Annotated in this window: 15 protein-coding genes; 13 read left to right on the top strand and 2 right to left on the bottom strand. The window is 67.3% G+C overall.

Annotation, left to right across the window (positions count from 1 at the left end; all coding sequences use genetic code 11):
• Positions 1 to 250 precede the first annotated feature (250 nt).
• The gene (locus ACWELQ_RS20870; RefSeq protein ID WP_452398705.1) at positions 251 to 1,027 is read left to right on the top strand and encodes a TetR/AcrR family transcriptional regulator; all 777 of its coding nucleotides are present in this window, start codon (positions 251 to 253) and stop codon (positions 1,025 to 1,027) included.
• Between the two features lie 10 nt (positions 1,028 to 1,037).
• Here ACWELQ_RS20870 and ACWELQ_RS20865 read toward each other — a convergent pair whose 3' ends face one another.
• Entirely contained in the window at positions 1,038 to 2,798 is a 1,761-nt protein-coding gene (locus ACWELQ_RS20865) for a protein kinase domain-containing protein (RefSeq protein WP_452398704.1), read from the bottom strand.
• A 57-nt stretch (positions 2,799 to 2,855) separates the two neighbouring features.
• Entirely contained in the window at positions 2,856 to 4,208 is a 1,353-nt protein-coding gene (locus tag ACWELQ_RS20860; protein ID WP_452398703.1) for an MFS transporter, read from the bottom strand.
• A 220-nt stretch (positions 4,209 to 4,428) separates the two neighbouring features.
• Here ACWELQ_RS20860 and ACWELQ_RS20855 point away from each other — a divergent pair, with 220 nt between their 5' ends.
• The 12 genes from ACWELQ_RS20855 (at position 4,429) to ACWELQ_RS20800 (ending at position 12,592) form a co-directional block, all read left to right on the top strand.
• Entirely contained in the window at positions 4,429 to 5,199 is a 771-nt protein-coding gene (locus ACWELQ_RS20855) for a hypothetical protein (RefSeq protein WP_452398702.1), read from the top strand.
• 21 nt (positions 5,200 to 5,220) lie between these two features.
• Positions 5,221 to 5,562: a hypothetical protein gene (locus ACWELQ_RS20850; RefSeq protein ID WP_452398701.1), complete on the top strand. Its 342-nt coding sequence runs from the start codon at positions 5,221 to 5,223 to the stop codon at positions 5,560 to 5,562.
• A 36-nt stretch (positions 5,563 to 5,598) separates the two neighbouring features.
• Complete coding sequence (locus ACWELQ_RS20845) at positions 5,599 to 6,867, top strand: hypothetical protein (RefSeq protein ID WP_452398700.1); 1,269 nt, start codon at positions 5,599 to 5,601, stop codon at positions 6,865 to 6,867.
• Positions 6,868 to 6,875: 8 nt separating this feature from the next.
• Positions 6,876 to 7,373, top strand: a complete 498-nt coding sequence (locus tag ACWELQ_RS20840) for a hypothetical protein (protein WP_452398699.1) — start codon at positions 6,876 to 6,878, stop codon at positions 7,371 to 7,373.
• The gene (locus ACWELQ_RS20835; protein ID WP_452398698.1) at positions 7,303 to 7,641 is read left to right on the top strand and encodes a hypothetical protein; all 339 of its coding nucleotides are present in this window, start codon (positions 7,303 to 7,305) and stop codon (positions 7,639 to 7,641) included. Before ACWELQ_RS20840 ends, ACWELQ_RS20835 begins: the two co-directional genes overlap by 71 nt.
• Complete coding sequence (locus tag ACWELQ_RS20830; RefSeq protein ID WP_452398697.1) at positions 7,638 to 7,934, top strand: YbaB/EbfC family DNA-binding protein; 297 nt, start codon at positions 7,638 to 7,640, stop codon at positions 7,932 to 7,934. The genes ACWELQ_RS20835 and ACWELQ_RS20830 overlap by 4 nt, the downstream gene beginning before the upstream one ends.
• A 167-nt stretch (positions 7,935 to 8,101) precedes the next feature.
• Complete coding sequence (locus ACWELQ_RS20825) at positions 8,102 to 8,254, top strand: hypothetical protein (protein WP_452398696.1); 153 nt, start codon at positions 8,102 to 8,104, stop codon at positions 8,252 to 8,254.
• A gap of 150 nt (positions 8,255 to 8,404) precedes the next feature.
• Positions 8,405 to 9,160 (top strand): hypothetical protein, encoded by a 756-nt coding sequence (locus ACWELQ_RS20820; protein ID WP_452398695.1) that lies wholly within the window; start codon positions 8,405 to 8,407, stop codon positions 9,158 to 9,160.
• Positions 9,161 to 9,552: 392 nt separating this feature from the next.
• Complete coding sequence (locus ACWELQ_RS20815) at positions 9,553 to 10,536, top strand: hypothetical protein (protein ID WP_452398694.1); 984 nt, start codon at positions 9,553 to 9,555, stop codon at positions 10,534 to 10,536.
• Positions 10,537 to 10,595: 59 nt separating this feature from the next.
• Complete coding sequence (locus ACWELQ_RS20810; RefSeq protein WP_452398693.1) at positions 10,596 to 10,826, top strand: DUF6374 family protein; 231 nt, start codon at positions 10,596 to 10,598, stop codon at positions 10,824 to 10,826.
• A gap of 244 nt (positions 10,827 to 11,070) precedes the next feature.
• Positions 11,071 to 11,391 carry a hypothetical protein gene (locus ACWELQ_RS20805; RefSeq protein ID WP_452398692.1) on the top strand — a complete coding sequence of 107 codons (321 nt, stop codon included), beginning with the start codon at positions 11,071 to 11,073 and terminating at the stop codon, positions 11,389 to 11,391.
• Between the two features lie 640 nt (positions 11,392 to 12,031).
• Positions 12,032 to 12,592, top strand: a complete 561-nt coding sequence (locus ACWELQ_RS20800; RefSeq protein ID WP_452398691.1) for an RNA polymerase sigma factor — start codon at positions 12,032 to 12,034, stop codon at positions 12,590 to 12,592.
• The last annotated feature ends 89 nt before the right edge of the window (positions 12,593 to 12,681 follow it).

The raw sequence follows: 12,681 nt of genomic DNA, 5'->3' as shown, positions 1-12,681 counted from the left end.
CTTTTTCGGACCGTAGGGGCCGCCCGGTCCACCGAAAAGCCGAGTGCGTGCCGATCGTCACCGCTAAGGTCGCCGACCCGAGCTGAATGTGACCTTCTCGCAGGTAATCCGGGCATTCACGGACTGGATTGCGCCGTTGCGAAATGGCCCGGCAGCGGCGGACGGGCGTTACGAAATGCCGAATTCGTCACGGGCATGGGAATATCGAGAAAGCAAGACCTTCGAGAACACAGGAAGTCAGGCTCGTACGATGACAGTCCGACAGACCGTGCCGCGTCTCGCACCCCGTGCCGAGGCGCGGGCCACCTACACCCGCGTCCTGGACGCGGCCCAGCAGGCGTTCACTGAGCAAGGCCCCTCCGCATCCTTGGCCGAGATAGCGCGCCGCGCGGGCGTGGGCGCCGGAACCGTCTACCGCTATTTCCCGACCAAGGCCGGTCTGCTGGAAGCTGTTCTGGGACAACGGATCGACCGCCTCAACGCCCTGGCCGCCGACCATCTCCGACATCGCGATCCCGGCGTGGCGTTCTTCGATTTCTGCACCGAGGTGATCTCCTCCAGCCCCGGCGACGAGACGCCCTGCGATCTGCTCACCTCGGGCGACGGCTGGCCGCACGCCCGCGTGCACGGCGCGGGCGTGCGGTTCCGTCAGGGCCTGACCCTGCTGCTGGCCGCCGCCCAGCACGGCGGCGCGGTGCGCGCCGACATCTCGGTCGCCGATGTGCTTGGAATCTTCACCGCGTGCGTGGCCGCCCAGCGGCAGCCGGGGCAGTCCGCACCGATCGGCCGGACCGCGGCCCTCATCCTGGATTCCCTCCGCGCCGACCGGACTTCGACCACCATTCTCAGCGCCGTCACCGGCGCCGGTGACGGCGGCGTCGAGGATCGCGACGGCTGCCACATGTGCGGCACCGCCCTCTCCCGCTCCGGCAGCGGGCGCCGCGCCCGCTACTGCTCCCCCGCCTGCCGCCAGAAGGCCCACCGGGAACGCACCCGCCTGGCCGGACCGTCCTCGACCGTGGCCTGAGGGCCGGGATCTAGCGCACGTACGTCCGCAGGATGGTGCCGTCGAGGCTCGCGGAAACGTAACCGCCGTCGTTGTATTCGGTGGTGAGGTAGACGCGCAGGACGGGCTGGCCGTCGCTGAAGGTGCCGGCGGTGTCGACGATGATGTAGCGGGTCGTCGGGTTGGGGACCTTGAGTTGCTGGGCGGCGGTGGCGAGGAGATTGGGCAGGATGTCCCAGTTGATGGAGCTCAGATCGAGGGTGGGGTCGGTCAGCTGGCCGCCGACGCCGTCGCGTTTGGCGACGCCGTCGCGGTAGCTGAACTTGTCGTAGTGATTCGGCTGATTCGGCACCGGCGCGCCCGTGATGACGTAACCGGGGTAGATCGTGGTCTCGGTGAATTGCTTTCCGCCCGCGACCTTTTCGAGTGCGGCGACGGCGGTGCGCATGCCGTCGGGGGTGAGCATGTCGACGGCAGGGGCGGCAGTGGTCGTCGGCGCGGACCCGATGGTCACCCCGGGCCCGAGGGTCACCCCCGGCCCGACGGTCACGCCCGGCGGCAGACCGGGCGCGCTCGGCCGGGCCGAATTCCCTTGCCCGCCGGAAGAGTTCGGCCACAGGGCGATTCCGGCGACCACCGCGACGGCGAGCACGGCCGCGACGCCGGCGAGGATCCACAGCCGCGAATTACCTCGCGGTGCACCGGAAACCGGATCCGGCGGGATATGCGGGAAGAGCTGCGGGCCTGCGAAGGGCTGCGGCGCTTGAAAATCCTTCGGCTGCTGGACGACCGGATACCCGGGTGTCGAAAATCCCTGGGCCGCGGGGAATCCCACCGGCTGTGGCGTGGAACCCGCATCCCACTGCGCGGTGGGCCGCAGATCCCGGGGCGGGGGTGTGAAGTCCTGCGGCGAGGTCGCCGTCGGGTGTGATCCCGAAGACGGCGGGTAGGCGAGCGGTTCCAGCGGCGCGGGGCCGGTCCCGGTCACCTGGGCGAGCATGCGGTCGATCTGATCGGCGGGCGGACGCTGACCGGGATCGGCGACCAGCAGCGCCTGCAATACCGGGGTCAGCGCTCCGGCCTGCCGGGGCGGCGGGACCGCGCCCTGCAGCACCGCCGCCAGGGTGGACACGTCGGTCTCGCGCCGCATGGGCTGGTAGCCCTCGACGGCCGCGAACATCACCAGGCCCAGCGACCAGAGGTCGGAGGCCGGGTTGCCTTCGTGGCCCTGTAGTCGCTCCGGGGCGACGTAGGGCAGCGACCCGACCACATTGCCGGTGGAAGTCAGTCCGGTCAGATCGTTGACGGCCGCGATGCCGAAGTCGGTCAGCACCGGCGAACCGTCGATGCGCAGCAGCACATTCGGCGGCTTCACATCGCGGTGCAGCACGCCCACCGCGTGCGCGGCCCGCAACCCGGCCAGGATCCCGCGCCCCACCCACGCCGCCTGCTCCGGCGACATGAGCCCCTCGGTCAGCCGGTCCCCGAGCGAGCCGCCCGCGACCAGTTCCATCACGATCCACGGATGCTTCTCGGCGGGCGTGTCCACGATGTGGTGGATGGCCACCACATTCGGGTGGCTGATGCGGGCGAGGGCGCGCGCCTCGCGCAGCACGCGTTCGCGCTGCACCTCCGCCGAGGTGCCCTCGTCGCCCTGGGCGCGCACCTCTTTCAGCGCCACCTCGCGATGCAGGGCGATGTCGTAGGCCCGCCACACCGTGCCCATGCCGCCGCTACCGAGTGGTTCGATCAACTCGAAACGCCCGTCGACCATCGTCCGCCCGGAATTCACGGACGACAGCTTAGGGTCGGCGTCCCCGCCGCGCGAGATCTCGTACCAATCGGTCTTCTACGGCCGCTCCCCCGGCGCCGACACCGCGACCAACCCGGCGGGCTCGGCCTCGGGAATCTCCGTGCCGTGCAGCGAGGTTCCCGCTGTCTCCCGCAGGAAAGAACACGCGACCAGGCCGACCAGCGAGGCCGCGACCATGTAGCCCGCCGGGAACAACGACCAGCCGGTCCGCTCGATGACCGCCTCGTTGACCAGCGGGGCGGTCCCGCCGAACAGCGCCGTGGACACGTTGTAGCCCAGCGCGAATCCCGCATACCGCACCTGGGTCGGGAAGATGGCCGGGAAGGTCGAGCTGATGGTCGACAGCTGCGGCACGTACAGCAGGCCGAGCACGATGAATCCGAGGACGGCCCACACGATCCCGCGACCCATCAGCCAGTACATGGGCACCGCGAGCACGGTGAGCCCCAGCAGCGAAGCCAGCCACATCGGGCGCCGCCCGACCCGGTCGGAGAGGCGGCCGAAGAACGGCAGCGACACCATCATCACCACCTGGCCGATCAACATCATGGCGGTGGTGGTCGATTCGCCCACGCCGAGGGTGTGCCGCAGGTAGGTCGGCTGGTAGGTGAGGAGCGTGTAGTTCACCACATTGAGCGCCACCACCAGGCCGATCAGGGTCAACAGCTCGCGGCGGTAGCCGGTGAGCACGACGCGCAGACCACCCGGCGGGGTGGCGCGGTCCGCGCGCTCGGACAATTCGGTGAACACCGGCGACTCGTCCAGCTTGGCGCGCAGATACCAACCGGTCAGGCCGAGCGGCACCGCCAGCAGGAACGGGATGCGCCAGCCGCCCGCGTCCATGGCGTCCGACCCGAGCGCCAGCTGACAGACCAGCACCACCGCCGAACCGCCGACAAAGCCCGCGAGCGTGCCGACCTCGAGGAAGCTGCCCAGGAACCCGCGCCTGCGGTCCCCCGCGCATTCCGCGAGATAGGTTGCCGCACCGCCGTATTCGCCGCCGGTGGAGAAGCCCTGCACCACGCGCAGCCCGATCAGCAGGGTCGGCGCGAGCACACCCGCCGTGGCATGGGTGGGCAGGATGCCGATGGCGCCGGTGGCCACCGACATGAGCAGGATCGTGGTGGCCAGCACCGCCTTGCGTCCGATGCGGTCGCCCAGCGGACCCCATACCATGCCGCCCAGCGGGCGCAGCACGAACGAGACGGCGAAGCCCAGCATGGTGCCGAGGGTGCCCAGTTCGCCCGGGAAGAAGGCGTTCGTCAGGTAGCCGGCCGTGGCGGCGTAGACACCGTAGTCGAACCATTCGGTGGCATTGCCCATGGCGCTCGCGGCGACCGACCGCCGCAGCGGGAAGTCGGTTCTGTCGGGTTCCGTCGAATCTCGCATCACAAACCCTTACCCACGCTCATCATCAGCAAACGGCCTGCTCGGATGTCGTCAACAACCTGACACGCGACCGCAAAGAAACCGTCGGGTCGACCGCCCGACGTCAAGCCGTAGCGGGCAACCCGTTTGTCGGGTTACCGTCGTCGACGACCCTTGTGTCGGGTCGGAACCGGGCGCGAACGCGGTTGCGGGAGTGCTGATTCGAGGGGGGAGCAGCGATTTGCCGAAACCCACCGCCAAGCCTGAGCCCGAACGCCGCCGCGCCGCGGAGGAATCGCTGCGCCGAGCCCTGGACAGTTCCCGCCGCCGGAACGCGGAGAATTCCCGCCGTCGGACCCCGGACAACGCGCACCACCGGACCCCGGACAACGGCCACCATCGGACCCCGGACAACGGCCATCACCGAACGCCCGACAATGCCCGCCACCGTGCCGCCGAGGGCAAGCGGCGCATCACCAAGCCGGTCGCGATCCTCGTGGGAGCCATGGCCGTATCCATCGCGCTGGTCGTGGCCGCGAACAGCAGGCACGGCGGCACCCCCGCGACCCCGCCCGCCGTCGCCGCGCAGAGCCCGGCGGCGCTCACCACGGACAACCCGCACGCCACCACCGACTGCCGGGCCACCAGCACCGCCGACACCGTGACCGGCGCTGGACCGGGCGACCCGGCCACCGGGCCGGGCGCGATCCTCGGCTTCGAATGGGCCTACTACAACGACAGATCCGGCACGCGCGCCCGCGAATGGGTCACCTCGGACGCCGAGGTGCCCGCCGCCGCGACCATCCAGGCCGGGATCGACGCGACCCCGGAGGCCACCCGATACTGCGTCCAGATCACCCGCGCGTCGGCCGACGGCACCGGCGTCACCTGGAATGTCACTCTGGCCGAGCAATATCCGACCGATAAGACACCGCAGCAGTGGGCGCAGATAATCACCACTGCGAATATCGGCGATCGGGTGCTGATCACCGGTATCCGAAAAGCGCACTGAGACAAGCGAGAGGACGGCACGATGGACACCAGCCGCGACCGCGTGGAGTGGGATTACCCGGCCGCCGCGGCCTACACCGCCGCCGCCGATCGGGCCGCCACATTGCTGGGTACCGCCCGCGATCACGCGGCCACCGTGGCCGGGCTGGATCTGTCCGGGCTGGGCGTGCTCGGCGCCGCGTTCGCGACCGCCTGGAATCAGGCGTGGAGCGACCACTCCGGTCATCTCGGCACCGCGGCCGCCCTCACCGACGGCTACGGTCAGGCCATCACCGGCTGGGGCCGGGTGCTCGGCGCGGTCGACACCGAGTCCGCGCGGGAGATCGCGGGCACAATACCGGGCACCGGCGAAATCCAGGTCTAGCCCGGCCTCGTGCGAAACCGATAGGGGGACAACGACTTGCCCACCGGATCACAATCCGACGCGAGCGAACCGGCGCTGGTGACCGCGCTGGTCGCGCCGCTGGTGAAGCTGCGCGCTGCCCTCGGCGACGGCACCCGTCCGGACGCGGCCGGGTTGTCGGCGATATCGGCGATACCGCAGGCGGTCCGCGCCTCCGACGACAGCCACCGCGAGGGGATCGCGCCGCTGGCGGCCACCGGCACCGCGGCCGCCGCGCTCCCGGTGCTCGAGAAGACCGGCACCGAGGTCGCGGCCCTCTCCGACGTGGCCCCGGCCTTCGCGCCCCTGCTGACCTCCGCCTACGGCGTCCGCGACAAGGCCGCCGCCGCCCTCGACTCGCTGATCTCCGACTTCCGCACCCAGGCCACCCCGCTGGTGAATTCCGCACGCTCGCAGGCCGATCTGGACGCGGTCGTGACCCTGGCCGCCGATCACCTGCAGAGCGGGGTGAGCGTGGTGAAGGCTGCCGACGGCGATATGGACGCGCTGACCTCCAAGCTCGCCCAGGACCAGCCGCGGGTGACCAGCCCGGCGAGCGAGCCCGCCACCGGTACGGGACAGCCGGGGCTGGCGGTACCGGCCCAGGGCCAGCCGGGCCTCGCGGTCGCCGACGGCACCCAGTCCGGCCCGGGCACGAGTACACCGGACGCCACCCTGGTTGTCGCCCACCCGGATTCGAGCACCCCCGAGCCCGGCGGCGATACGCAGCCCGCGGCCGACGACTACACCGGCAACGACTACTCCGGCGACGACCTCGCCGACGACCCCGGCCGCGGCTCCGACAGCGAGGCCACTCCCCAACCGGCACAGACCGATCCGCTGCTGGCCGCCCAGCAGGCCATCCAAAAGGCGCTGCAATCGGCGACCGCCGCGGTCGATTCGGCGCTGAGCGCCGCCCAGCAGGCCATCACCGACGGAATCGACCAGGGCCAAGCCATCATCGACAAGGCGTTCACGCCCGACATCACGCCGCTGCCCGACACCACACCGCTGCCGGACACCACACCACCGCCCGACGGCGGGACCCCTGCCGACACGACACCCGACGCACCGGCGCAACCGGCCGCCACCGCACCGCAGGCCGCCCCACCGCACGCCGCCGTCCCCCACGACAGCCCCGCGCCCGCACCGCCGATCACGGGAAATCCCCAGCCCGACAACGTCATCGGCCAGAGCCGTGACGGCCAGGGCGGCGTGACCTCGATCCCGGCCACTCCCCCCACCCGCCCCCGCGACGGGCAGGCGGGCGTGACCTCGACCCCCTAGGAGCACCCATGCCGGATTTGTTCGGCGGCCTGCGTGGATTCGCGGGCCCGACCTTGCCCAACAGCCCCACGCCCCAACCTGTTCCGGAGTCCGCCCCCGAGCCGTACGAGGAGGACTACGGCCCGGCGGGCAGCATCCTCGACACCGAGTCGGCCCCGAACGCGCGCCCCGGACAGGCCACGACCCTGTGGGGCGCGCCCGAGCGCGCCGACGACCTGTGGGGCCCGATGGCCGCTGCCCAGCCGGTGCTGGGCGCGGACGCCACCTCGATCGGCGTGGGCCGCATCGAAACCGAGACCACCTATCACGAGATCGAGGTCACCGCCTCGCTCGAGCTGTCGACCACCATCTCCATCGAAATCGAGGCCCATCCTCATGAGCGAGCCAGTGAATACCGAGGCGAGCGAGCCGGTGAGCACCGCGCAGAACGAGCCGATGGACACCGAGCTGGTGGCGGTCGCCACCAGCAGCAACCCGGCGGGCACACTCGCGGTGACCTGCACTGATCAAGGCATCGTGATCGATTTGCGGTTTCAGTTCGGCGATTACGCCCACGGCGCGTCCACCCTCGCCGCCGAGATCGTCCGCTTGGCCCAGCGTTCGACCCTGCTCGCCCGCGCCCGCCGCCGCGAGACCCTGGCGGGCATCGGCCTGGCCCCGGTGCTGCTCGACCGCCTCGGCCTGCCCGCCCCGGAAACCGTTGCCGCCGAACTCGAACGCCTCGACGCCCCCACCGCCGAGGACGTCCCCCACACCTGGCTGCGTGCCCTGTGAGCGCCGACATGCAGGCCCTGATCGCCCAGGTCGCCGACCAATTGGAGGCCCTCACCCTGGCCTCCGACGGCCTGGCCCGTCTCACCGGCCACGCCACCAGCCCCGACGGCGCCATCACCGCACAGGTCGCCGGTGACGGCACCCTCACCGGTCTGTGGCTGTCGGAAGCGATCACCGCCCGCCCACCCCAGCAGGCCGCCGTCGACATCACCGAAACCATCGGCGCCGCCACCGCCGACGTCGCCGTCCAACGCGCCGCCCTGCTCACCCGTCTCGGCGACACCCTCACCTGACCTCCCTGCCGGGCCGCTGCAATGCCGTCAACATCGCGGGACACGGGCGTAAAGAAACCGTCAGGATCGCCGAGGTGACCAGCACAGACGGTATGAGTGGAGAGTCCGGCCGCGTCCCCTTTCGAACGCGGCCGGGCACATACTCGGCAGATATGTAAGGAGAAGCCGTGCCGCACCTCGCCGTCACCCTGATGGTGATCTTCGGGTTCCTCGGATGCGCGCTGGTACTGCGCGTGCTGGCCACCGCGGAAGGCACCCGCGCCCCCGTCCGCACGGCGCAGCAGGGCATCAGCGCACCTCGCGCGATGATGGACGAGTGAAACGCGGTGCGACTTCAATGCCAAATACCTTCTTGGACGAGTCGCCTCCGCTATCGATAGGTACATTCGCATATCACAAAACCTAGGTAGCTGTGCCCACGTCAGTGACAATCCAACCCCGCTTCGGCCACCTCCAGGTACCGTAAGTTGGTGGCGCAGTACGTGATTGAGTGGAAGTTCACCGACAGCGACCCTGAGGACAAGCTCCCGCCATGGGAGTTCCATGAGGTCGTCATCGATCGGTACCTCTCGAAGAATCCGACGAACCCCTACTACGAGCACTGGGATCAGTACGAGAACGGCGAGTCGGTCGCCTTCGAAGCGGAGTCGGCCGCGATGGCTCGCGAGATCCTGGAGGAGGTTCGCCTACGTTTCCTAGGCAACCTCGACGACGTCAACCGCATAGTCATGACCAGCTCCGCGGACGATGCCGCCGAGTCGGCGCTCCACGCCGATCAAGCACAGCGGGCGTATCCCGAGATCGTGAAATTCCTTGCGGCTGTAGCTGATCCTGAGTCCGTGGAATGGTCCGCTTCGGCCGGCATCGCAAACGTCCACTTCGATATCGGCCCCTGGGCATGCATACTCGGCTGGCCTCGCACCGATGATCCGAACAATCCTTACGGCGTCCTGCTGGTCCCTGCACCCGATGGATGCGAATACCCTCCAACCGGAGAATCCTTCACGTGGAATCTGCGCTACATGCCTACGCGAGATCCCGATGAGGTCGCCAACGATGAGCCAGCGAAGCTCGATCTCAACATCGATGTATCGTCCTTCCCCCACCTGCCCGAGGGCATGGATCTGGCCAGAACCAATCGTGACAGCCGGTCCATTGCCGCGTTCCTCGACGACGCCCACGAATTACTGAAACGCGCTGGAGTCCTCCCGCCCGACAAGCCGTAGCATCATCGCGCCGAAAGCAACCACGCAACCCGATCACGGCGACACCCGTGTTCGTGAGCATGGGCTCGACCGAACGCTGCGGCACGAACATTCAGTGCGTGTTCGATTCGATTCGAACACCGCCCTGACCTGCTCATACAGCATCAGGATGAAGCGAGCGAGTCCTCAGTTCTTCCTGACGAATTCGTCGCCAGAGTCTCAATACTGTTGGTACACACCGTGTGCGTCAGGCAGATGACACCGACCGACTGATTCGCCACACGACGAGGATTGCGGAACAGTCTGCGCCGCAAGAGATCTAGGCGGACAACTAGTGTGAAGCCGCGCACATGATCTTGCGGCAGGATGGTACAGAACCTGCCACACGGAGCAGGTTGGGCGGGAGTATCAGCATGGACCAGGCGCGAGATATCCAGCGCAACATCACGATCGATGCGAGTGAGCTGGTCTACACCGGCGCTACGGGGCCTTTCGAGTGCATCGGGTGCACCGCTTCGATGGATGCGGTGGCGGTGGGTTCAACGAAGGTGATGCCGCATTTCCGCGTGCGCCGACCTGGCCATGAGCCGACATGCAATGTCGGTGGTGACGCTGTTCCGGTCAAACCTACCGACCCTCTCGAGGATGCCCGATCCGAACGTCTCGGTGGCGTCGCCATCCCATACCGGCTGGTTCGCCCCACAGTCAGGGAAGAGGTCGATCCAGATTCAGGTACCGAACCCCAACAACGATCGACCCGCGGACCCGCAGACCCGTCCGATTCCGAGGAGAAGCCGGGCCTGCGTGAAGCGACCACATCCACGATCCGGCCGTTCTGCCGAACGTACATCCAATACCCGAACCTTCGGTCTCGCCTGCGCATCAACATCCCGGAGATCGAGGCGGACTTCTACCAGTTCGCGTTCAAGAGGCTGGAGCAGGACAAGATCGTGGCACATCCGCAGCGGCGGATCTTCTACGCCCAGGTGGCATGGAGAACTGAGCCGGACTTCACGGCGGATGCCGCCGAGATCACGCTGTACGCCGGCGAACGAGACCCTGAGCGACCGGCGCGAGTATCGCGCGGGTATCGCGTGGTGATCGACTGGTCGAGCTGGAATCCGAAGACGCGCTCGGCATTGCGGCGTGAAATCGCTGCTGCGCGTCGAGATGCGCGCGATCAAGCTGGGACTGCGGTGAAGACGTGGCTGTTCTTCCTCGGCACGCAGGATCCGTCGGATGATGCGATCTTGCGCGTCAACCACCACAGCGATTACGTCTTCCTTACTGCCGAGATCGCTTCCCCGACCAATCCGGTACCGAAGCCGAGCAAAACCCCTCGGCGGCCCAAGGCTCGCGGCGCGCGCCCATCACCGCGCCGGCGACGGCTTCGCTGATCTGTCACACCTCTCGCCTACTATCGAAAGTTTGTTCGACTCGAGCTATTCTCGTGATCATGCCGGAACTGTCTCGCCTGGAATGGGCTCACATGAATCTCGATCAGGTGCGCACTCAGCTGCTGGGTGCGGCCCGAGGTCGAGCACTGACTCCCGAGCAGCTGGAAAACGCGGCGGGAAAGATCGGAGAGGGGATGCGGGTCTATGCGGAGGAGACCGGCACTGCGTCGTCGCGGCCGGATGGCGTGCGGTCGATCTGCTCGGATCCGCGGCGGCATCGGGCTCGCTGAGGCCGGCAGGGCCATCGTCGCGGGACGGGAACCGATTCGGGCCTGGTCATGATGAGCAGAATTCGTACCTGGTGCAGTCGCCACCGCTCTACGGGATCGCCGGGGTCGCCGCCGCTTCGCGTGATTCGTTGTCGGCGTTCGTCGTTCATGTTCAGATTGGACGTGCGGAACCTGTCGCCGGTTCCGGTCGGATGCCTGGAGATGCTTTGGGGTCGAAGGGTTCTAGATCGAGCGGGGAGATGAGATGAGCGGCTCGTTGTGGGTTCAGGTCGGGCACGATCCAGGCGCCTGGTGGTTGCGCGCCGATCAGGTGATCGGCTTCAAGATGTTCGATCTCAGTGCGAATACCACTGACGCTCCGAGGATCTACGTGGATGTGTGCTGGGCGAAGGGTGATCGCGTCTCCGAAGAGACCGTGGTGGATGGTCTCTCGTCGAAGCCTGCAGGCAAGATCCTGATTCAGGAATTGATCGACGCGCTGGCGAAGCACCGCGACGACACGGGTGTTCTTGTCGTTCAGAATGGTCGGGTCAAGTTCATAGCCACGCCGCAGATACTGCCGTAGCCACCAGGCCTGAACTTGCCGAGCATCCCGCCAAATCGGGCCCGGAGTGCAGCGAAGCTCGTCAGGATTTGGCTTGCGAGTGCTCCTGCAACGCCGCTCCGTGCACGGCAGCGACGGTGCAGCCTGGTCTGGAATGTGGGCGGCCTGCTCAGTTGCGTGAGCAGGGTGGGTGCCACACCCAGACTCAGAAGTCCGCCACTCGTCTCCGACGATAGCCCGAACACCGGCAAATCCTCAGTACTGCAGCAACATCCACGGCGCGGCGACCCCCTTCCGACGTCAACCACAGGAACCGTGCAGTAGAAAGCCAGGCAGTCTGTTCGGGCCGATTTCCGCGATGAGTTCACATAACCAGGATTTCGGGCCACTAAGTCTGTGACAGTTAATATTTGGCAAGAGAGGTTCTGATGAGTCCGATCGTCGCCGCAGTCGTCGTGACCCTAGTGTGCAGCGCCCTGACTGTTCTAGGGCTCTGGCTACGCCTCCGGTGGCGTGTGGCTCAGCAGCGTACCCGCAGCGAGTACCTTGTCGAACTCGCCCGCGCCCTTCCACCAGGCAGTCGGATGCACGACCTTCACGCCGACGGGACATGCACAAGAGTCGCGCTTGGCGACCGACAGGGAGCAGCAGGATACCTGTGATGGTGGACGAACCAGACGGCCATAGCGCGGGCGTACTTCCGCTCCCCGAAGAGGACCCCGGCGTAACGAACGCCCGCGATCCCGAATCATTCAACGACTTCTACCGCCTGAATTTCCGATCGCTGATCAACTTCTTGATCCACGATGGCGCACAAGCAGCCGACGCCCTCGACATCGCACAAGAAACGATGTTGGACGCATGGAAGGCATGGTCCGGTATCAGGCATCCGAAGACCTGGGTCCGAATCGTCGCAGAGCGGAAGCTGATTCGGCGGAAGACCTCCGTGCCGGAGAACCCTGTCGCCGAGTTGCCGGAATCCGCACCTGCACTCAGAGACGGTGTCGACATAAGCGCATGGGAAGAACGGCACGATGAGCTGAAAGCACTTGCCGCTCTGCCATTCCGGCAACGACAAGTGATGGCCTGGCACCTGGACGGCTACAAAGATGCCGAAATCGCCGACCATCTTCAGATTTCCACCGATGCAGTCCGCGCCAACCTGATGAAGGCGCGCCGCAACCTCGCGCACTACAGGAACAGTATCGAGGAAGGACAATGATCGAATTCGCCGACGATGTCGACCCAGACGAAGAGTATCCACCGCAGACAGACGAGCTCCAATTGCAACATGAGACGCTGTTGAACGAG

It is taken from the genome of Nocardia sp. NPDC004722, from assembly GCF_053601505.1.
This window is presented reverse-complemented; position numbering and strand designations above follow the sequence as displayed.

Excerpts from the sequence above, each read along its gene's own strand:
- ACWELQ_RS20810 (WP_452398693.1), top strand. The coding sequence starts at position 10,596 with ATGCCGGAACTGTCTCGCCTGGAATGGGCTCACATGAATCTCGATCAG.
- ACWELQ_RS20870 (WP_452398705.1), top strand. The coding sequence starts at position 251 with ATGACAGTCCGACAGACCGTGCCGCGTCTCGCACCCCGTGCCGAGGCG.
- ACWELQ_RS20860 (WP_452398703.1), bottom strand. The coding sequence starts at position 4,208 with ATGCGAGATTCGACGGAACCCGACAGAACCGACTTCCCGCTGCGGCGG.
- ACWELQ_RS20835 (WP_452398698.1), top strand. The coding sequence starts at position 7,303 with ATGGACACCGAGCTGGTGGCGGTCGCCACCAGCAGCAACCCGGCGGGC.
- ACWELQ_RS20815 (WP_452398694.1), top strand. The coding sequence starts at position 9,553 with ATGGACCAGGCGCGAGATATCCAGCGCAACATCACGATCGATGCGAGT.
- ACWELQ_RS20805 (WP_452398692.1), top strand. The coding sequence starts at position 11,071 with ATGAGCGGCTCGTTGTGGGTTCAGGTCGGGCACGATCCAGGCGCCTGG.
- ACWELQ_RS20850 (WP_452398701.1), top strand. The coding sequence starts at position 5,221 with ATGGACACCAGCCGCGACCGCGTGGAGTGGGATTACCCGGCCGCCGCG.
- ACWELQ_RS20800 (WP_452398691.1), top strand. The coding sequence starts at position 12,032 with ATGGTGGACGAACCAGACGGCCATAGCGCGGGCGTACTTCCGCTCCCC.
- ACWELQ_RS20840 (WP_452398699.1), top strand. The coding sequence starts at position 6,876 with ATGCCGGATTTGTTCGGCGGCCTGCGTGGATTCGCGGGCCCGACCTTG.